Raw genomic sequence first — 18,791 nt, forward strand, 5'->3', positions numbered from 1 at the left:
ATTGCCCCGCCCGACCAAATGTTGTCAATGCCCAAGACCACGACACGCGAGAACAATGGCCGTACATATGCACCAGCCGGCCCGGTGACGTACCGGTTTCGACGAGAATCCCGGACAACCGCGCCCGAGTGGCGACAATGGGCCCATGCCGGACGAGATCGCGCGCAACGAGGCCACGGGCGAGTTCACCCATCTCCTGCAAGCGGGCACGGTCAACGGCGAGGTGCACTTCCACGCACCGCACAGCACGCGACCCGGCCGGCCGCCGAGACCGGTCACCGAGTGGGTCCCGTTCGACCTGGACGTCCACCGAGCCATCGAGGCGCCGTCGGCTGAAGAGGCGTTGTCAGAACTTCCGAGCTACCTGCGCCGCGCCCATGACGACGAACTCGACGCCGAGCTCCGCGAACCCGGCCGCAGCCGGATGGTGGTGCTGACCGGCGGATCCTCCACCGGGAAGACCCGCGCGCTCTACGAAGCGATCACCGGCCACGCGGTGCTCCGGAGCTGGGAACTTCACCATCCGCGCACCGCCGGCAAACTGGTCGACCGGTTGCTCGGCGGGCAGGTCGAACCCCGATCCGTGTTGTGGCTCAACGAAACTCAGAACTTCCTGACCGGCCCCGGCGGCGCAGAAGCCACTGCGTGGCTGCTGACCCTGCTGGACGGGTCGATCCCCGGCCCCGTCATCGTCCTGGGGACGCTGTGGCCGCAGTACTGGTCGGACCTGGTGGACGCCACGACGAACGAAAACCCGCACGCCCGGTCCCTGCTGCTGCACTCGGTGCGGCGAATACGGGTGGCGGAGAGGTTCGGCGACGAAGATCTGGAAGCCCTGCGCAGCAGCGGTTCGGTCGATCCCAGGCTCTCGCTGGCGGTCAGTTCGGCGGGCAAGGCCCGCCAGGTCATCCAAACCCTCGCGGGCGGCCCCGCGCTGGTCGACCGCCACGAGCACCCGGACACGGCGGAGGACCGCTACGCGGCGGCCATCGTCACGGCCGTGATCGACGCCCAGCACCTCGGCCACCGCAGCCTGTTGTCCCGCACCCTCCTCGCCGAAGCCGCTCCCGGCTACCTCGACGAGCAAGATCGCATCGATGCGCCCGCGGATTGGTTCGAACGCGGAATCCGGTGCGCCGCGGAAGAAAGCCTGCACGGCGTCACGGCACTCATCCCCAGGCGTCGCCAAGCGGGCACCGGCGCGGCGGACGGCTACGAGCTCCACGACTACATCAAGCAGCACGGCCAGGCCGTGCGCCGAGCGGCGCTGGTCCCGGACTCGCTCTGGCAAGCCCTGCTGGCCCACACGACGGAGCAGGAGGACCTGGAACGCCTCACGACGAGTGCATACGAACGCCTGCTGTACCGCTACGGCCGACCTCTCTACCGCCGGTACTGGAACAGCGCGTCCCCCTCGGCGCGGGAGTGGATCGTCGATCTCCTGGCGGAACACGGCCGCGTCAACGACGCCGTCGAACTCATGCCCGAGATCGGTCGAGATCTCCCGGAAGACAGCACGCCGTTCCGGCCGAACCGGCACCAGACGACGGTCGAAGCGCTGCTCGAACAAGGACGCAAGGCAGATGCCGCCTCCTTCTTGCAGGGACTCGTCGATGCTCGGTCGACTTCCGCCTGGGCATACCGGTTCTTGGCCCGCGTGCTCGCCGACCTCGGCCGGGTCGACGACGCGATCGCGATCCTCGAACAGCAAGTCGCACACGAGTTCGCTGCAAATCAAGGTCGCTTCGCGAATACCGATCCCCTGATAGCGCAGTTGGCGGATCTGCTCGCGTCCGACGGCCGCTGGGAGCGGGCACTGCAGCTCGAGCATGCCGACTACGGCTGGACGAAGGGCTGGCTCGCCAGGCAGTTCGCGAAGGCGGAGAAGGCGGACCAGTTGCGCCGACTCGCGGCTGCAGGCTCCACCGAAGCGGAGTGGCTGCTGGTGGAGCTGGAATTCGCGCGAGGCCGGACGGCAGAAGCCCTTGAACTGATGGAAGATCCGGTCCTGTTCCGCGTGCCGCCGCACGCGGCGAGCCGGCTGGTGAGCCTCCTGGTCGAGCGAGATCTCCTCGACCAGGCCATCGAGCTGAGCACCGCGTCGCACGTCTTCCTCGACGACGAGGCATTCCGGAAACTCGTCGCCGCGATCGCTGAGAGCCGCGGTACCGAATCGGCGATCGCCCACGTGCAGCGGTTGCTCGCCACCGACCACGGACCCACGAGGTTCAACGCGTCGACGGCCAAAGCTCTGCTCGCGGACCAGTTGGCGAGCCTGGGGCGGTGGCAGGAAACCCGGGAACTGCTGCGCGAAGGTGAGCCGTGGGCGCGGAACTGGCTGCCCGAGCACTTCGCCCGCAACGGCAACCTCGACCTGCTGCGCCGGCTCGCCGATACGGGCAACGGCACCGCACGCTACGAGCTGATCCGCCTGCTGCTCGACGGCGGCAACGATCGCGAAGCGATGAAGCTCCTCCGCAACACCACCATTTCAGGAGACGTGACAGCGCAGAAGCTCGCCCGCCTGCTCGCCGGTCGCGGCAAGCTCACCGAGCTCCGGGACCGTGCCGCAAGAGGCGACCGCCACAGCTCCCAACAGCTGGTGGTGCTGGCCCAGCAAGCGGCCGTCCCCGATGCCCCGCGCCTGCTGCGGCACGGCCTGAACACCGACGGCTCGACCGCCGACGACGCCTGAGATCGCAAGTGCCCGATTCCCGCATTCAGGGCCGTCGGGCGATGACGGAGCTGCGGGTTGCGGTCAACGGCCCGTTCGCCTCGATAGACGAGGCGAACAGGCCGTTCGCTCGATCGGGTCCGCGTGAGCCCGTCAGGTGAGGTGGCGGCGGAGGAAGTCGAGAGTTCTCGGCCAGGCCGTTCGGGCCGAATCTTCGTGGTACGCCGCCGGGTTCTGGTCGTTGAAGAACGCGTGGCCCGCCGGGTAGACGTGGATCTGCGGGCGGACTTCGGACTGCTGCTGGATCTTGTCGCGCAGTTCCGCGACCGCGTCCATGCTGATGGTTCGGTCGTATTCGCCGAAGTGGCACAGCATCGGCGCCGTCAGTCCCGCGAAGTCCGTGTCCGTCACCGACGGCAGGCCGTAGAACGGCACCACCGCGCCGACCCGGTCGCCCTGCTGGGCGGCGAGCACGATCGCGAACTTGCCGCCCATGCAGAACCCGACCGCCCCGACCGCCGAACCCGTCACCGAGTCGTGCGCCAGCAGGTAGTCGACCGCGCCGGAGAGATCCCGCGCCGCCTGGTCGACGGGCAGCTCCTGCATCAGCCGCGCCGCCTCCTGCGAGTCGTGCGTGGTGTGCCCGCCGTAGAGATCCGGGGCCAGCGCGACGAATCCCTCGGCCGCCAGCCGGTTCGCGATGTCGGCGACGTGGTCGGTGAGCCCCCACCACTCCTGGATCACCACCACGCCGGGGCCCGAACCGGACGGTGTCGCCAGGTAACCGTGCGCCGTGCGCCCGTTGCTGGCGAAACTGACGTTCTGGTGCGGATTCGTCACGCTGGTACTCCTTCATCCGGCCGACCCCGATCGGCCCATCGTCGCGCCCGGCCGGGCTGATCGCACACGGTCACACCGCGCCGCCGGGCGAAGATCGACAACGTACCGAGGACCGGCGGCACCTGCCAAGGCCCGGCCCGGTGATCCGCGACGGGGTCAGACGAGGACGCCCGCGATGGTGGCGCTGAGCAGGTTCGCCAGGGTCGCCGCCATGATCGCCCGGACACCGTCCTTCGCGATCCAGCCGCGGCGGCTGGGAACCAGGCTGCCCAGGCCGCCCAGCAGGATCGCCAGCGAACCGAAGTTGGCGAACCCGGTCAGCGCGAAGGTGATGATGGTGGCGCTCTTCTCGCTGAACTGCCCGATCTGCGGGCCGAAGTCGGCGAACGCGACGAACTCGTTGATCACCAGCTTCTCGCCGACGAACCCGCCGGCGGCGACCGCCTCGTGCCACGGCACGCCGATCACCCACATCAACGGCGAGAACACGTAGCCGAGGATCTGCTGGAGCGTGAGGTCGGGCAGCCCGAACAGCCCGCCGACGCCGCCCACGATCAGGTTGACCAGCGCGATCAGCGAGACGAACGCGAACAGCATCGCGCCGACGTTCAGCGCCAGCTTGAGGCCGTCGGCGGCGCCGCCGGCGGCGGCATCGATGATGTTGCGCGGCTTCTCCTCCGCCTCGGCCTCCACGGCGGTCTTCGTCGCGACGGCCGCCTCCGGCTGGCCTTCGTCCTCGCCGGAACCGGCCTCGACCGGGGCGGACTCGGCCGAACCGGCCCCGGCAGGGGCAGGCTGCTCCTTCGCCGCGGGCATGACGATCTTCGCCATCAGCAGACCGGCGGGCGCCGCCATGAAGCTCGCCGCGATCAGGTTCTCCAGCTTCGCGCCGAGCAGCGCGTAGCCGACCATCACGGTCCCCGCCACGGTGGCCAGCCCGCCGACCATCACCGCGAAGAACTCCGATCGGCTCATGCTCTTCAGGTACGGCCGGATGGTCAGCGGCGCCTCGGTCAGGCCGAGGAAGATGTTCGCGGTCGAGTTCAGCGACTCCGGCCGGGTGGTGCCCAGCACCTTCTGCAGGCCGCCGCCGATGATCCGCACCACCCACTGCAGGACGTTCAGGTGGTAGAGCACCGCGGTCAGCGCCGAGATGAAGATGATGATCGGCAGCACCTGGAAGGCGACGACGGTGCCCTGCGACGGCAGGATCGGCCCGACCATGAACTCGATGCCCTCGGTCGAGGAGCCGATCACCTTCTGGACGCCGTCGGCGGCGGCGCTGAGCACCTGCTTGCCCAGGTCCCAGCGCAGCACGATCACCGCGAAGGCGATCTGGATCAGCAGCGCACCGATCACGGTGCGGGGGTTGATCGCGCGCCGGTCGGTCGACAACGCGAACGCGAGCAGCAGCACCACCAGCATGCCGCCGATTCCCCACAAGACCTGCACTTGAACCGCCCCTCCCGGTGCCGCCGCGGGTATCCGCGGCGGAGTACTCGAACGCGGGGATTCTCGCTTCCCGCGAATTCGATCGACGAGGCGGGCGGCCGCTCCGGGCCGGGCGCGCAACCGGCCGATCACGGACCGTCACGGCCGGCCGGCCGGTCAGCGGTCGGCGAGCAGCGGAATCGTTCGGCGGCGTCCCCAGGCGATCACCAGGAACAGCAGCACCAGGGCGAACGGCATGAGCGCGGCGACCGGCCCGTCGAGCACGAACACCTGGGTGATCGTCGCGCCGACCATGACACCGGCGAGGCCGAGCGCCGCCAGCCCGGCCAGCCGGGGCACGAGCAGGCCGATGGCGCCCAGCAGTTCGAGACCGCCGGTCAGGTACCGGAACCACTGCCCGAGCCCGATCAGGTCGAACATCTGCACCGCCGTCGGCTCGCCGAGGAGCTTCGGGGCCGAGGCGAACACGAAGAACGCCGCCAGGAGGATCTGGAGCACCCAGAGCGCCACGTTCGCGCCCCGCCGCTGGGAAACCGCCGCATTCGAACCGATCGTCATGACTGGCACACCCTCTCCGCACCGGATGGAAGTGTTCGCTACTCCCGTAGACCGGGGGCGCGACGAGAACTCATCGGTGCCGGACCCGGCTCAGGAGCGCCCCGGTTGTTCGTTCGGGATGAGCCGCGTGAAGAAGAGCGCGAACCCAGCGATGAGCGCGAGCACTGCGTCGGCGGCACGCAGAGCCTGCAGCCGCGCGGCGGCGTTCTCCTGCACGATCGCGGAAGCGGTAGCCGACGGCAATCCGGTCGCGGCGAGGGCCTGTTCCAGGGCGGCGTCGGACAGGAAGGGAGCACCGCTGACGAGCTCGACCTCGGCTTGGGAGGTCACCTGGGGCGGCACGCTCGGGTCCTGGCTGATGCCCTGCAGGAACGATGTGGTCAGGGCAGCGATGAGCACCGAACCGGCCAGCGCGGTGCCGACCGACACGCCGAGGTTCGTGGCGGTGTTCTGGAGACCACCGACCTCGCCGGTCCGTTCGTCCGGGACCGCGGAGACGGTCACGCTGCCCAATTGCGAGGCCAGCGCGCCGATGCCGAGCCCGGCCAGGAGCATGGGCACGGTCGTGACTTCGGGGCCCGCACCGAGCTCGAGTGCCGCCAGCAATGCCACCAGCCCGCCGAAGAGGGCGACCAGACCCCACTGCACCACGCGACGCGGTGATGCATCCGGCCACACCTTCGGGATGCCGACCGCGGCGAGGAGCAGGGTGATGGACAGCGGCAGCAGGCGCACGCCGGTCTGCAGGGCGGTGAGTCCGAGGGAAACGGACAGGAACAGGGGCACGATGAAGAACAATCCGGCCTGCAAGAGGAACTGGAAGAAGAAGATCGTCAGTCCCCCGCCGAGCTGCCGATTGCGCAGCATCGCGGGGTCGACGAGCGGCTCGAGGCCGTGTGCCACGCGCCTGCGCTCCCACGCGAGGAACACCTGGAGCACGATCCCGCCGGCGAAGATCAGCCAGATGGTGGCGGAGACGCCCAGCAGAGCCGGTGCGCCCGGCTTGGGCGCCACCCATCCCCAGCTGCCCGAACGCAGCACCGCGTAGACGACCAGCCCGAGACCCACGGCCGACAGCGCGGTGCCGACGAGATCGAAATCCGGGCGGCGGTGCGGCGGCGCGTCCGCTACGCGGCGTGCGAGAAGGACGATCACGACCACGATCACGACCTCACCCGCGAAGACCCACCGCCACGAGAAGTACGTGGTCACGAGGCCACCGACGAGCGGCCCCACGGCGACGGCTATCGCGCCGGCGGACGCCACGAGCCCGTACGCCCGCGGCCGCTGGGCCTGCTGGAAGTTCGCGGCCACGAGCGCGACGATCGCCGGCATGATGAGCGCGGCGCCCAGCCCTTCCAGCAAGGACCAACCGAGGATCAGCACTCCCAGCCCGGGGGCGAGCGAAGTGGTCAGGGAGCCGCAGCCGTAGATCACGCAGCCGACGGTGAACGCGCGGCGTCGGCCGATCAGAGTGCCGATCTTGCCGCCGGTGATCATGAACATCGCCATCACCAGGGCGTAGAGCGTGATGGCGGCCTGGATGCCGCTCACCGTCGTGCCGACGTCCTCGGCGACCGTCGCGATGGACACGTTCATGACCGAGGTGTCCAGCGTCATCAGGAACTGCCCGACCGCCAGAGTTCCCAGCACCGTCCCGCCGCCGGTCCCCCGCCTCGCCTGCATACGGCCATCATCTGCGGAGGACGACGGCGCGGCAGCGCGGCCTCGTTCGAATGATCAAGGGCCGCAAGGGAGTTCGCGCCGGATCAGTCGGCGACGACCTGCTCCAGCACGGTGGTGAACGCATCGCGGTCCACGCTCGCCGGATCCTGCGCGAGCCATCGCCCGATCTCCCGCACGAACTGCGCCGGGGTCATCGGCGACACCGGATCGCCGTCCTGCTCGACGGTCGTGACGTCACCGGCGCGGCTCGGGTAGATCAGGACCACGCCGCGCACCTCGACGTCGGGCAGCAGCTCGGCGAAGGCCTCGACGCCTTCCGGCAGCCGGGTCGCGCCGCCGCGGAAGAGGTGGCCGTTGCGCCACAACGCGCCGTCCTCGTCGGCCGTGTAGTGGCCGGGCAGCCAGCTCTTGGACTCCACGAGTACCAGCCGGCGCCCGCACAGCACCGCGTGGTGCACGTCCTCGAACACCGAGTCGGGCCAGGCCAGGCCGTGGAACACGCGCACGCCCGGCAGCCGGGTCAGGTACTTCGCGCACAGCTCGGCGGTCAGCTGCTGCGCGCGCTCGTGCTGCGCGTCGGGCAGGCCGAAGATCCGGCTGCCGCCGAACTCGGAGACGAACGACCGGTCGATCCGGTGGGCCCGGATGTGCCTCCGCAGCAGCAGCACGATCACCACGCCGGAGGCCACCAGCAGGGACAGCCAGGCGGCCAGCAGCATCGCGGTCAGCTCGATGGCGAGCCCGGCCAGCAGCAGCATCGACCAGCCGCCGACCAGCGCCAGCGTCGGCGCCCGCTCCGGGCCGGTGACCGGCAGGTAGCGGACCCGGGTGCCCGGGTCGACGGTGTCCCACCACGGGATGTCGTCCAGGCGCAGCCGCGGGACCTTGGGCACGTAGTCCGGGTCTTCGCCGAAATCCCGCCGCCGGCGCCGCTGCGGCCGGGGCGCGGGCTCGTCGACGCGGTCGTAGTCGGCGCGGCGCACCGGATCGTTGAGCGTCTCGTAGGCTTCCTGCAGCAACCGGAAGGTTCCCGCGGTGCCGCCGACATCGGGGTGCATGCTGCGTGCCAGCGACCGGTAGGCGGACTTGATCTCGGCTGCCGTCGCGTCGCGGTTCACGCCCAGCAGCTCGTAATAGTCGACCCCGCGCACGGCCCTCCCGCCTCCCACCACTGCGCGGTCATGATAGGGCTTGCGCGGAATTCAAGATCACCCGCGTCAGGTGTTCTCGTCGGCGAGTTCGGCGATTTCCTGCCCCTGGGCGACTTCGGTGCCGTCGGCGAGCAGGAACCGGGTCACGGTCCCGGCGGCGGCCGACTTGACGGGGTTGAAGGTCTTCACCGCTTCGATCACCGCGATGGTCTGACCGGGGTCGACGTGGCCGCCCTCGCGCACGTACGGGTCGGCTTCCGGGGCCGGGCGCCGGAAGAACACGCCGGACTGCTGTGCCTTGACAGTGGACATACCCGGTACCGTGCGCCTTCCCCGGCCGGGTCGCCAGTCGCGCGGCCCGGGAAGCGAAAAAACCCGCTGACCTCCCGGTCAGCGGGCTCTTCCACGCGGGCGGCCGAGACGGCTGGCGCCGTCCCTCCCTTTTGACCACCCGGGACAGCCGTGCGGCCTGAGGTGGCGCCTTGGACCGGCACGGCTAGTTCTGCGGTACGTACTCCGGGGCGCCGGGCCGTGGAGCGGGGATGCTCCGGCGACCCACCCGGCACCGCCAGGTCGTTCGCCGGCGGGCGCTGGGGCCCACCGATGCCGCTGCCACTTTAACCGATGTTCCCGGCTGCGCGGGGCGAAAGGTGACCCAGCGCTCCTCACGCGCCACATTCCGCACACCCGACGCGTGCGGCACACGCGAGCAGGTTTCAGCTGGTGCCGCCGAAGCGGGGCAGGCCACCGCCTCCAGGGGTCCGCAATTTCAATGGAAGTCGAACCTTCGATTTCAATGGAAATTGCGGTCCGGGATCAGGTCGACGCCCCCGGTCGGCAGCGACTCGATCTTGGTTCGGCTGCCGCCGGTGAGGGGGATCAGCGCGCGGAACCTCATCATTCCGCCTCTTCGGCGGTCGTCTGCAGCGAGGCCACGGCCGCGCGAGCGGTCCGCAGCGCGTGCCCCGCGCGAACTGCTCCACAGTGGACTCCGCCGCGCCGCACCGCGATCCGGGCGCCGTGTGACGACCAGCGGGTGCGGCGGGGCGGCGCGATGATTGGCGCATGGACGTCACCGAAGTTCTGCTCCCCGGGGTCGGGCTGCGGTACGAGTTCACCACCACCGCCGGCCAGCGCATCGGCGTGGTGGCTCGACGGCGCGGCGACTTCGAGTTCGTCGCCTACCCCGGCGACGATCCCGACGAGGTCCGGCTGCTGTTCCGGCTCAGCGAGGAGGAGGCCGACGCGGTCACCGAGATCCTCGGCGCCCCGCGCATCGCCGAGCGGTTCGCCGACCTGACGCGCGAGGTGCCGGGGCTCAACGCCGGTCAGGTCGAGGTGACCGCCGGCTCGCCGTTCGACGGCCGCACCCTCGGCGAGACCCGCGCCCGTACCCGCACCGGCGCGTCGATCGTGGCGATCGTGCGCGGCGAGGACGTCATCGCCTCGCCAGCACCCGGCCAGGGCCTGCAGGCCGGGGACATCCTCGTGGTGATCGGCACGCAGCAGGGCATCACCGGGGTGGAACGCATCCTGGCGGGGTGAGCTGCCGTGCACACCTCGATCGCGCTGCTGCTGGAACTGGGGATCGTCCTGATCGTGCTCGGCGCGGTCGGCACGGTCACCCGGCGCTTCGGGGTGTCCCCCATCCCGCTGTACCTGCTGGTGGGGCTGGCGGTGGGCGAGGGCGGCATCGCGCCGCTGCCCGCCGCCCGCGACTTCGTGGAGATCGGCGCGTCGATCGGCGTGGTGCTCCTGCTGCTCACGCTCGGCCTGGAGTTCTCCATCGAGGAGTTCACCGTGACGCTGCGCCGGCACGTCCCGTCCGGGCTGCTGGACATGGTGGTCAACGCGGCGCCGGGCGCACTGGCCGGCTGGCTGCTCGGGCTGGACGCGACCGGGATCGTGGCGCTCGCCGGGATCACCTGGGTGTCGTCGTCGACGATCGTGTCCCGGCTGCTGGACGACCTGCACCGGCTGGGCAACCGGGAGACGCCGGCGGTGCTGTCGATCCTGCTGCTGGAGGACTTCGCGATGGCCGTGTACCTGCCGATCCTGGCGGTGCTGGCCACCGGCGGCACGGTGCTGCACGGCCTGGCGAGCGTGTCGGTGGCGGTGGGCGTGCTGCTGCTGGCGCTGGGGGCATCGCGGCGCTGGGGGCATCGCGTCGGCCACCTGGTCGAGGACGGCGACACCGAGCAGCTGCTGCTGCGGATCGTCGGGTTGTCGCTGGTGGTGGCCGCGATCGCGGAGCTGGCCGGGGCGTCGGCGGCGGTCGGCGCGTTCCTGGTGGGGCTGGCGTTGACCGGCCCGCTGGCCGAAAGGGTGCGGGCGCTTGTCGCGCCGCTGCGGGACCTGTTCGCCGCGGCGTTCTTCCTGGCGATCGGCATTTCCGTGTCCCCGGCGACGCTGGTTCCGCTGCTGCCGGTGGCGCTCGCGCTGGCCGTGGTGACGGCGCTGACCAAGATCGGCACCGGCTGGTTCGCGGCGGCCCGCGCCGGGGCGGGGCGGAAGGGCCGGCTGCGCGCGGGCAGCGTGCTGATCGTGCGCGGCGAGTTCTCGATCATCATCGCCAGCCTGGTGGCGATCCAGGGCGACAGCATCGGCGCCCTGGCCACGGGCTACGTGCTGGTGCTGGCGATCGCGGGCCCGCTGCTCACCTGGTGGTTCAGCCCACCCCTCCGCCAGGTGTGACCGGCTGCGTGAGGTTCACGGCGTTGCCGTCGGGGTCGAAGACGTGGGCGACTCGCTGGCCCCACGGCATGTCGTTCGGCGGGCCCTGGACCCGGCCGCCGAGCTCCTCCACCTGGTCGAGGAGGGCGTCGACGTTCTCCACGTCGAAGCTCAGCAGCACCCGCCCCGTCGTGCCCGCCTCGGCGTCGCGGCCGGTGACCAGGCCGAGCTCGGCGTCGCCGACCTGCAGGCCGATGAAGAACGTCGGCCCGTCGTCCGGGATGCGGAACTTCTCCACCGCGCCGAACAGCGTTGTGTAGAAGTTCAGCAGCCGGTCCAGGTCGGGCGTGTTGATGATCGGCTGGATCGTCACGGCGGGTGCCTTCCTCGTCGGGTGAACACGGTTTCCGCAGGGGTAGACCGCCCGCGAGGCGGGAACTCATCGGTGCCGATCACGCGCGGTGCAGCGCCGTGGTCACCTGGGTCCGGGCGACGAGGCGGCCGCGGTGGAAGACCGCGCGGTCCTCGGTCGCGCCCGCCACCGCCTCGTCCAGGTCCGCCGCGCGGATCGCGAGGAGCTCCGCCGGGTCGCCCGGGCGCAGGCCCACCGGCGGCAGGTTCAGCACCGTCCTGGCCTGGTCGGACACCGCCGCGTAGGCGGCCGCGGTGTCCAGGTGACCCGCGGCGACCAGCAGCGAGGCGATCTCGAACGGATCCGCCCGGCCCACGGCGTTGAACGGATCCCGCCAGTTGTCGCCCCCGCCGGCCAGCACGGCGCCCGCGCGGCGCAGTGCGTCGATGGCCGTCAGTCCGCGCGGCACGAGGACACCTCCCTCGCGCCCCTGCAGGTACAGGTTGGTCTGCGGCAGCGTGATCACCGCGACGCCCGCGGCCGCCGCGTCCTTCGCGACCAGGTTCGCGGTCTCCGGGTCCTGTCGGCCGAGGCTGACGCAGTGCGAGGCGGCGACCTTGCCGCCCATGCCTGCGCGGGCGGTCTCGGCGATCAGCTCCCGCAGCGAGAGCACGCTCGCATCGGTGGTCTCGTCGGTGTGCAGGTCGACCAGCCGACCGTATTCCTTTGCGGCGGCGAGGTATTCGCGCACCGCCTGGGCCGGGTCGGGGTCGGCGTAGGGCAGGCCGCCCACCACGTCGGCACCCAGCCGAAGGCCCTCGTCCAGCAGCGCGCGGGCCCGGGCACCAGCCGTGCCGGAGACCGGGCCGACGAACGCCACCACCTGGAGGTCGACGATGTCGGCGTACTGCTGCCGCAGGTCCAGCAGCACCTTCAGCGGGCGCGTGCCGTTTCTCGCGTTGACGTCCACGTGCGTGCGGATCGCGGTGTAGCCGTGCCGAACGGCCAGTTCGATGCCCCGGCTCGCCCGCTCCCGCACGTCTTCGTCGGTCATCGTGGGCGCGATCGCCGACATGACCTCGATCGCCCCGGCCAGGTCGCCGGCCGGGTTCGGCACCCGCCGCCCCAGGAACGCCTTGTCCAGGTGCGCGTGCGTTTCCACCCCGGACGGCAGCAGCAGGTAACCGGCGAGGTCGAGCTCGTCCGCTCCCCCGGCGTCCCCGCCGATCGCGGCGATCTTGCCCTGGTCCAGCAGCACGTCGGCGCGGCGGCCGTCGGGCAAAGTGGTGCCGCGCAACAACAAGCGCCCACCCGCCGAACCCGTGGCGGACCCGCCGGTGCATGCGGCGGCACCGGTCGCGACCAGGGCGCCGACCATCACGGCGCGCCGGGATACCTGCGTGTTCTGAGCAGCGAAGCCTGCCAATTCGACCCCAACCGTCGGCGGGCGCCAAGCACCCTCGGGAGCTTTCGCGGGGGCTCCCTCGACACCGGCCGGGATGATCACCGTAGCGGCTCGACCACACGCTGACATGCCGCCGTTCGGAGGCAAGGGACAATGGGGCGGTGACGCCGGAGGCGACGGTGCTGGTGCGCATCGACCCGGATCTGTGGTTCTTCGCCGCTCCGCGGCGCCGGGTCGAGCAGTTCCAGCTGCGCTACGACGGCACCGCCACGCTGGGGCACCTCGCCGAATCCGTCGGGGTGCCGCTCACCGAGGTGGGGTCGCTGCTGGTCGACGGCATTTCCGCAGGTCCGTCGCGCCAGCCGCGGCCTGGCGCGACGATCGAGATCGGTCCGGTCGAGCGTCCGCAGCCCGTTGCGGCGCGGTTCGTGCTGGACGTGCACCTGGGCAAGCTGGCGCGGCGGCTGCGGCTGCTCGGCGTGGACACCGCCTACCGCAACGATTCCGCCGACGACGAACTGATCGCGCAGGCCGAACGAGAGCGGCGGGTGCTGCTGACCCAGGACCGGGGCATCCTGCGCCGCCGGGCGCTGTGGGCGGGCGCTTACGTGCGTGGGGCCGATCCCGCGCGGCAGCTGGCGGACGTCATCAGCCGGTTCGCGCCGCCGCTCGCGCCGTGGACCCGCTGCACGTCGTGCAACGGCCCGCTGATCGCAGTGTCCAAAAAGGATGTTCTGGCGGAGATCGAATCGGGAACCCGCCGCCACTACGACGAATACGCGCGCTGCGGCGACTGCGGCCAGGTGTACTGGCGGGGCGCGCACGCCCGGCGGATCAACGCGATCATCCGGGCGGCACGCCTCGCGCATCCCGGGACCGGCGCATGAAAACGCGTTTCGCGGACGTACCGCTCGCGCTAGTTTGTGCCGGCCAGGTCTGCCGTCCCGAGCAGTGAGGATCCATGCCCCGGAAACTCCAGGTAGCGCCCGAAGGTCGCGGCGCGTTCCCGACCATCCGCGAAGCCCTGGCGGCCGCCGGACGGGATGCGGTCATCTCCATCGCCCCCGGCGACTACCAGGAGTCGATCACCATCCGGCGGCGGCACGTCACCCTCGCCGCGCTCGAACCCGGCACCGTCACGATCGCCGATCCCCAACGCAAAGACGCCGGGATATCGGCGGAGGATTCCACAGTGGAGCTCCACGGACTGGCGGTGCGCTCGGCCGGGAAGCCGGCCATCGAAATCTCCGGCGGCAGGGCGCGAATCCTCGACTGCTCCGCATCGGCAGAGACCGGCACCGGGGTGGTGGTCCGCCACGCCGCCGAGGCGACCATCCGCGGCACCGATATCTCGGACTCGCGCAACGGGCTCCTGATCACCGGGGATGAGTTCGTCCGGGAGCGCCCCGCTGTCGAGGTGGAGGACTGCTCGATCCGGGACGTCACCGAGGATGCGATCACCGTGCGCAAGGGCGCGAGTGCGAAGTTTCGCCTCTGCACCATCGCGCAGGCAGGTGGCCGGGGAATCCACCTCGACGGCGCTTTCAACGTGTCCGTCGAGCAGTGCGAGATCGCGCATTGCTCGGGTTCCGGAATCGAAGTCCGCTCCAACCAGGTCTCGATCGACGAGTGCTGGGTGCACGACTTGGACGGATTCGGCATCGTCTGGGGAGAGCGGGCCAGCGGCGTTCTGGCGTCCTACCTGGTGGAGAACACCGCAGCGCCCGGGGTTCTGCGAGAGGGCCTGTGGCAGGGGCGGCTCCGCTTGACGGCGCGCCACTTCCGGAAGTGAACCCACGCGCGAAAATGGGTGGCGATTCCGCGCGAATCGCCACCCATCCAGGAGCGGGGCCGTCAGCCGGTGACGGCGTCGAGCACCGGGAGGTACGCCTTGGCGTGGCCGTCGATGTCCGGGTGGAAGGACTCCACCAGCGGGTTGCTCGGGCCGTTGATCCACTCGTCGGAGGAGCACACGCCGTGTCCGGCGAATGCGTCACGGGTGTCGGCGAAGGTGAACCCGGCCGCGTCGGCCCGGGCGGAGATCACCTCGGCCAGCACGTCGGCACCGTCGTTGATCCGCTGCCGCTTGGCGTCGGAGAAGAACGGGATGCCGCAGTCACCCTGCTCGGTGAGGCGCGGGTAGCCGAGCACCACGACCTTGGCGTTCGGGGCGGCCTCGCTGATGTTGGCGTAGGTGGCGTCGAGCTTGGCGGGCAGCTCGTTGCGGGCCCGCTCCTCCCCCTTGCTGACCGCCGAGTCGCAGCCGTTGTCGTCGCCGAGCAGGCAGTCCTGGATGACGCTGCTGAAGCCGATGTCGTTGCCGCCGATGGAGATGGTGACCAGCGTGGTGTCCGCGCTGAGCTGGTCGAGCTGGTTGGCGTTGACGTCATCGGTGACCGCGCCCGAACATGCCTCGAACGCGAAGTTCGAGACGTCGTGCGAGTCGGCCCACAGCTGCGCGTAGGCCTTGGGGCTGCGCAGGCAGTCCCCGCTGTCGTCGGTGTACTCGCGGGTGCCGACCCCGGAGGCGTAGGAGTCGCCCAGCGCCGCGTAGTTCTCGGCGGCGGGCGCGGCGAACGCCGGGGTGGCCAGCACGGTGCTCGCCGCCGCCACGGCGGCAGCAGCACCGATGATGTGCCGTAAGTGACGCATTCTTCCTCCGATCGGAGTTCGAAATCGCCACCATTCAAGGAGAATTCCGCAGCACATCGAAGAAATTGGCGAGTACCCGCCAGTAGCAGCCGAAACGGCACAGAACGCCCGCTCGCGACAGCCGCTGTACGGGTGATTCCCGGGCCCACCGGACACCACAGTGGACCCGTTCCCGTTGAGCCGAGCAGTGTCGGCAGCGTTCGCCCGAACAGCGCAGGTACACGCGGTGAAGGCACCTCGATAGCGCCTTCACCGCTGCGTTGGTCAGGCCCGCTTCGAAAGGCCGGGCAGCAGCAACGAGATCGCGATGGCCAGGACCAGGTTGACCACGACGGCGAGGACGAAGGCGTGCCCGTAGGAACCGGCCGGTGCGCCGAGGGCTCCGTAGTAGACGGCCCCGAGAACGGCGACGCCGAGCGCGCCGCCGACCTGCTGCCCGGTGGAGAGGACGCCCGAGGCCATGCCCGCTTCCGCGTGCGGAATCCGCGAGAGCACGGCGTTGAGCAGCGGCGGAACGAACAGGCCGTTGCCCGCGCCGACGAGGATCAGCGGCGGGGCCAGCCACCAGCCGGTCAGGCCGTCACCGAGGAGCACGACCACGGCGATCGTGCAGGCGTATCCGCAGCCGCCGAGAACCGCCCCGGTCAGCAGCACGTTCTTGCCTTTCGCGGACAGGCGGCCGCCGAGGACGCTGGCGGCGAAGAACGCGGCGGCGAACGGCAGGTAGATCAGACCGGCTTCCAGCGCGTTCATGCCCAGGCCGTCCTGCGCGGTGAGCGACAGCACGAGGAAGAAGGAGTTGATGCCGGCGTAGGCGAGCAGCACGAGCGCCATGCCGACGGCGAAGGGGCGCTGCCGGAACATCCGCAGCCGGATCAGCGGGGTGCCACCGTCCTGCGCGATCTGCCTTTCGACGAAACCGAAAACTCCGAACGCGAGCACGCTGCCGAACAGGCTGAACCACGTCCACAGCGGCCAACCCGCCTCGCGCCCCACGATCAGCGGCACCACCAGCAGGCACAATGCGACGGTCAGCACCGCTGCGCCCGGCAGGTCGAGGCGGCGGGCCTCGGCGGGCCGCGACCGCGGCACGAACGCCAAGGCGAGCCCTATGGTGATCAGGCCGATGGGCACGTTGACCCAGAAGATCGGCCGCCACGAACTGCCGAAGAGGTTCGCGCCCACCAGGACGCCGCCGAGCAGCTGCCCGACGATCCCCGACATGCCGATGACCGCCCCGAGCACGCTGAAAGCCTTGGGCCGCTGCGCCTCGGGCACCACGACGTGGATCATCGCGAGCACCTGCGGGAACATCGCCGCCGCGGCGAGCCCTTGGACGAACCGAGCGGCGATCAGCAGGCCGGCGTCCGGCGCGGCGGCGCAGGCCGCGGAGGACAGCGTGAACAGGAGCATCCCGCCCAGGAACATCGGCTTGCGGCCGAGGAGATCGCCGAGCCTCGCGCAGGTGATCAGGGCGACGGCGTAGGTGAGCTGGTACCCGGCGAAGACCAGCTGCAGTTCCGCGCCGGTCGCGCCGAGGTCCGCCTGGATCGCCGGGGCGGCGACGAGCACGATGAACGTGTCCAGAACGGCCATGAACACCCCGACCAGCAGGATCGACAGCGCTCGCCACGGCTCGCCCGGCGGCGACGAAGGGGCGAAGCCGGAGGAATCTGTCTGTGCCATGCCGCCAGCGTCGTCAGCCGCGGCCGCGGCCGGGTAGCGGGCGATTATGCTGGTATCGCCACTACCAGGACTTCTCGGCCCGGAACGAAGATCGATGTTGCCCCAGCTGCGCCGCCGCGCCCTCGCGGATTTCCTCCGCTCCCGCCGGGATCGGCTCACCCCGACCGAGGTCGGCCTCCCGGCCGGACCGCGACGAAGGGCGCCGGGCCTGCGCCGCGAGGAGATCGCGCAGCTCTCCGGCGTCAGCGTCACCTGGTACACGTGGCTGGAGCAGGCCAGGGACATCTCGGTGAGCCGCCAAGTCCTGGAGAGCCTGGCGCGGGAATTGCGGCTGTCCCCTGCCGAGCGGCGGCACCTGTTCGCGCTGGCCGACGCCGCGCCGCCGGATTCGGTCGCGGAAGACTCAGGCCTTCCCGCCGCGTTGCAGCGCATGGTGGACGCTCTCGACCCCAACCCGGCGTACCTGCTGGACGCGAACTGGGACCTGGTGGCCTGGAACCGCGCCGAGGCGGCGTTGATCGGCGAACCGGCGGACCGGAACCTGATCCGCCTGGTGTTCACCGAACCGCGCATCCGCGCCCTGCTGGCCGACTGGCCGGGCCAGGCCCGCAACCTGCTCGCGCAGTACCGCGCGGACGTCGCGTCCCGCCTCGGCGAGCCGGACATCGAGGCGCTGATCGCGGAATTGCGACGGACCAGCCCGGAATTCGACGAGTGGTGGGCGGATCAGGACATCGCGGAGTTCAGCTCCAACCGCAGGGTCTTCGACCACCCGAGGGTCGGCAGGCTGACCTTCGACTACGCCAAGCTCTCCACAATGGACACCACTGGCACCAAGCTCTTCGCCTGCATGCCCGCCGACCAGACCACGGCGGAAAAGCTGCCCCAGCTCATCGAAGAGCCCCGAACGGGGGCGTGAGTGCTAAGACCGGTAAGAACCGGTTTCAACACTCACGAGACCCACCCACTCACAGCTCGAAACGCCCATCCTTGACAGCCCGCAGGAAGGCAGCGACGTCGACGTCCAGACGCGGACCAGGCTACCGGGCCCCGCAGCCTCGTGGGTGTTCGCTCCGGTAAGAACCGGAACGAACACCCACGAGGACTGGAGCCGCTACCAGGCGTCGCCGTCGCGCCAGTCGCAGGTGAGGTCTCCGGTCAGGTCCAGCGGGGCTTCCGCCGGGAAGACGAAGATGAAGCCGTCCTCGTCCGCCGTGCGCTGGATTCCCGTTGGCGCCAGGGCGAAAGTCGGGCCTTGCCAGCGCTGCCAACCGCGCGCCTCGTACAGCGCCGCTCCTTCGTCGCTGGCTCCCAGCGCTCCGAGGTCGTAGGCGCGGCGGATCACGCCCTCCAGCTCCGCCATCATCGCTGCCGCGATGCCCCGGCGTCGCCGGTCCGCTCGCACCGCGACGCCCTCGACGTAGCCCGCGCGCAGAGCCCGGCCGTCGTGCAGGAGGCGCCGCTGGATCACCGCCGCATGGCCGATCAGCTCGTCGCCTTCCCAGACCAGGGCGTGGATGCCGCCCAGGCAGTGCTCCCAGTCGTGCTCCGTCATGTCGTCTTCGAACACGTCCCAGAGCAGCGCCCGGGCGGCCTTGAGCGTCGCTTCGTCGAGGTCGGCGGTATGCGCGGTACGCACTTCGGTCATACCACCCATCCTGG

General features: G+C 70.6%; 17 protein-coding genes. 6 read left to right on the forward strand and 11 right to left on the reverse strand.

What is annotated here, in order from left to right; genetic code table 11:
• The first annotated feature begins 145 nt into the window (after positions 1–145).
• Positions 146–2,695 carry a tetratricopeptide repeat protein gene (locus tag AC07EQ_RS09555; RefSeq protein WP_478387567.1) on the forward strand — a complete coding sequence of 850 codons (2,550 nt, stop codon included), beginning with the start codon at positions 146–148 and terminating at the stop codon, positions 2,693–2,695.
• A 132-nt stretch (positions 2,696–2,827) separates the two neighbouring features.
• Here the strand turns inward: AC07EQ_RS09555 and AC07EQ_RS09560 are convergent, their stop codons facing one another.
• The 6 genes from AC07EQ_RS09560 to AC07EQ_RS09585 form a co-directional block, all read right to left on the reverse strand.
• Positions 2,828–3,514, reverse strand: coding sequence for a dienelactone hydrolase family protein (locus AC07EQ_RS09560; protein WP_478387568.1), 687 nt, complete (start codon positions 3,512–3,514; stop codon positions 2,828–2,830).
• 156 nt (positions 3,515–3,670) lie between these two features.
• Positions 3,671–4,966, reverse strand: coding sequence for a NupC/NupG family nucleoside CNT transporter (locus AC07EQ_RS09565; RefSeq protein WP_478387569.1), 1,296 nt, complete (start codon positions 4,964–4,966; stop codon positions 3,671–3,673).
• Between the two features lie 156 nt (positions 4,967–5,122).
• Positions 5,123–5,524 (reverse strand): DoxX family protein, encoded by a 402-nt coding sequence (locus tag AC07EQ_RS09570; protein WP_478387570.1) that lies wholly within the window; start codon positions 5,522–5,524, stop codon positions 5,123–5,125.
• 90 nt (positions 5,525–5,614) lie between these two features.
• Positions 5,615–7,210, reverse strand: a complete 1,596-nt coding sequence (locus tag AC07EQ_RS09575) for an MFS transporter (protein WP_478387571.1) — start codon at positions 7,208–7,210, stop codon at positions 5,615–5,617.
• Positions 7,211–7,293: 83 nt separating this feature from the next.
• Positions 7,294–8,361, reverse strand: coding sequence for a J domain-containing protein (locus tag AC07EQ_RS09580; protein WP_478387572.1), 1,068 nt, complete (start codon positions 8,359–8,361; stop codon positions 7,294–7,296).
• 66 nt (positions 8,362–8,427) lie between these two features.
• Positions 8,428–8,673: a biotin/lipoyl-containing protein gene (locus tag AC07EQ_RS09585; RefSeq protein ID WP_132492511.1), complete on the reverse strand. Its 246-nt coding sequence runs from the start codon at positions 8,671–8,673 to the stop codon at positions 8,428–8,430.
• Between the two features lie 753 nt (positions 8,674–9,426).
• Here AC07EQ_RS09585 and AC07EQ_RS09590 point away from each other — a divergent pair.
• Both AC07EQ_RS09590 and AC07EQ_RS09595 read left to right on the forward strand, forming a co-directional pair.
• The gene (locus AC07EQ_RS09590; RefSeq protein WP_478387573.1) at positions 9,427–9,906 is read left to right on the forward strand and encodes a cation:proton antiporter regulatory subunit; all 480 of its coding nucleotides are present in this window, start codon (positions 9,427–9,429) and stop codon (positions 9,904–9,906) included.
• A 6-nt stretch (positions 9,907–9,912) separates the two neighbouring features.
• Positions 9,913–11,055 (forward strand): cation:proton antiporter, encoded by a 1,143-nt coding sequence (locus AC07EQ_RS09595; RefSeq protein ID WP_478387574.1) that lies wholly within the window; start codon positions 9,913–9,915, stop codon positions 11,053–11,055.
• Here the strand turns inward: AC07EQ_RS09595 and AC07EQ_RS09600 are convergent.
• Positions 11,030–11,407: a VOC family protein gene (locus AC07EQ_RS09600; protein WP_478387575.1), complete on the reverse strand. Its 378-nt coding sequence runs from the start codon at positions 11,405–11,407 to the stop codon at positions 11,030–11,032. The two genes, AC07EQ_RS09595 and AC07EQ_RS09600, sit on opposite strands and share 26 nt — an antisense overlap.
• A 79-nt stretch (positions 11,408–11,486) precedes the next feature.
• Positions 11,487–12,764, reverse strand: a complete 1,278-nt coding sequence (locus AC07EQ_RS09605; protein ID WP_478387734.1) for an amidohydrolase family protein — start codon at positions 12,762–12,764, stop codon at positions 11,487–11,489.
• Between the two features lie 188 nt (positions 12,765–12,952).
• On the opposite strand from AC07EQ_RS09605, the gene AC07EQ_RS09610 reads away from it, so the two are divergent.
• Together AC07EQ_RS09610 and AC07EQ_RS09615 are read left to right on the forward strand one after the other, a co-directional pair.
• A complete protein-coding gene (locus AC07EQ_RS09610; RefSeq protein ID WP_478387576.1) occupies positions 12,953–13,678 on the forward strand; it encodes a Mut7-C RNAse domain-containing protein in 726 nt (241 codons plus the stop codon).
• Positions 13,679–13,752: 74 nt separating this feature from the next.
• Positions 13,753–14,583, forward strand: a complete 831-nt coding sequence (locus AC07EQ_RS09615) for a right-handed parallel beta-helix repeat-containing protein (protein ID WP_478387577.1) — start codon at positions 13,753–13,755, stop codon at positions 14,581–14,583.
• Between the two features lie 62 nt (positions 14,584–14,645).
• On the opposite strand, the gene AC07EQ_RS09620 is transcribed toward AC07EQ_RS09615, so the two are convergent.
• Positions 14,646–15,443 (reverse strand): SGNH/GDSL hydrolase family protein, encoded by a 798-nt coding sequence (locus AC07EQ_RS09620; protein ID WP_478387578.1) that lies wholly within the window; start codon positions 15,441–15,443, stop codon positions 14,646–14,648.
• A gap of 264 nt (positions 15,444–15,707) precedes the next feature.
• Complete coding sequence (locus tag AC07EQ_RS09625) at positions 15,708–17,129, reverse strand: MFS transporter (protein WP_478387579.1); 1,422 nt, start codon at positions 17,127–17,129, stop codon at positions 15,708–15,710.
• A gap of 94 nt (positions 17,130–17,223) precedes the next feature.
• Here AC07EQ_RS09625 and AC07EQ_RS09630 point away from each other — a divergent pair, with 94 nt between their 5' ends.
• A complete protein-coding gene (locus tag AC07EQ_RS09630; RefSeq protein ID WP_478387580.1) occupies positions 17,224–18,048 on the forward strand; it encodes a helix-turn-helix transcriptional regulator in 825 nt (274 codons plus the stop codon).
• Between the two features lie 195 nt (positions 18,049–18,243).
• On the opposite strand, the gene AC07EQ_RS09635 is transcribed toward AC07EQ_RS09630, so the two are convergent.
• On the reverse strand, positions 18,244–18,786 hold the full coding sequence (locus AC07EQ_RS09635) for a GNAT family N-acetyltransferase (RefSeq protein ID WP_478387581.1): 543 nt from the start codon (positions 18,784–18,786) through the stop codon (positions 18,244–18,246).
• Positions 18,787–18,791 lie beyond the last annotated feature (5 nt).

This window comes from Saccharopolyspora sp. NPDC045839 (assembly GCF_056431645.1).

Coding starts and splice junctions, on each gene's coding strand:
- AC07EQ_RS09555 (WP_478387567.1), top strand. CDS start 146: ATGCCGGACGAGATCGCGCGCAACGAGGCCACGGGCGAGTTCACCCAT.
- AC07EQ_RS09570 (WP_478387570.1), bottom strand. CDS start 5,524: ATGACGATCGGTTCGAATGCGGCGGTTTCCCAGCGGCGGGGCGCGAAC.
- AC07EQ_RS09575 (WP_478387571.1), bottom strand. CDS start 7,210: ATGCAGGCGAGGCGGGGGACCGGCGGCGGGACGGTGCTGGGAACTCTG.
- AC07EQ_RS09585 (WP_132492511.1), bottom strand. CDS start 8,673: ATGTCCACTGTCAAGGCACAGCAGTCCGGCGTGTTCTTCCGGCGCCCG.
- AC07EQ_RS09590 (WP_478387573.1), top strand. CDS start 9,427: ATGGACGTCACCGAAGTTCTGCTCCCCGGGGTCGGGCTGCGGTACGAG.
- AC07EQ_RS09605 (WP_478387734.1), bottom strand. CDS start 12,764: ATGGTCGGCGCCCTGGTCGCGACCGGTGCCGCCGCATGCACCGGCGGG.
- AC07EQ_RS09615 (WP_478387577.1), top strand. CDS start 13,753: ATGCCCCGGAAACTCCAGGTAGCGCCCGAAGGTCGCGGCGCGTTCCCG.
- AC07EQ_RS09620 (WP_478387578.1), bottom strand. CDS start 15,443: ATGCGTCACTTACGGCACATCATCGGTGCTGCTGCCGCCGTGGCGGCG.
- AC07EQ_RS09625 (WP_478387579.1), bottom strand. CDS start 17,129: ATGGCACAGACAGATTCCTCCGGCTTCGCCCCTTCGTCGCCGCCGGGC.
- AC07EQ_RS09630 (WP_478387580.1), top strand. CDS start 17,224: ATGTTGCCCCAGCTGCGCCGCCGCGCCCTCGCGGATTTCCTCCGCTCC.
- AC07EQ_RS09635 (WP_478387581.1), bottom strand. CDS start 18,786: ATGGGTGGTATGACCGAAGTGCGTACCGCGCATACCGCCGACCTCGAC.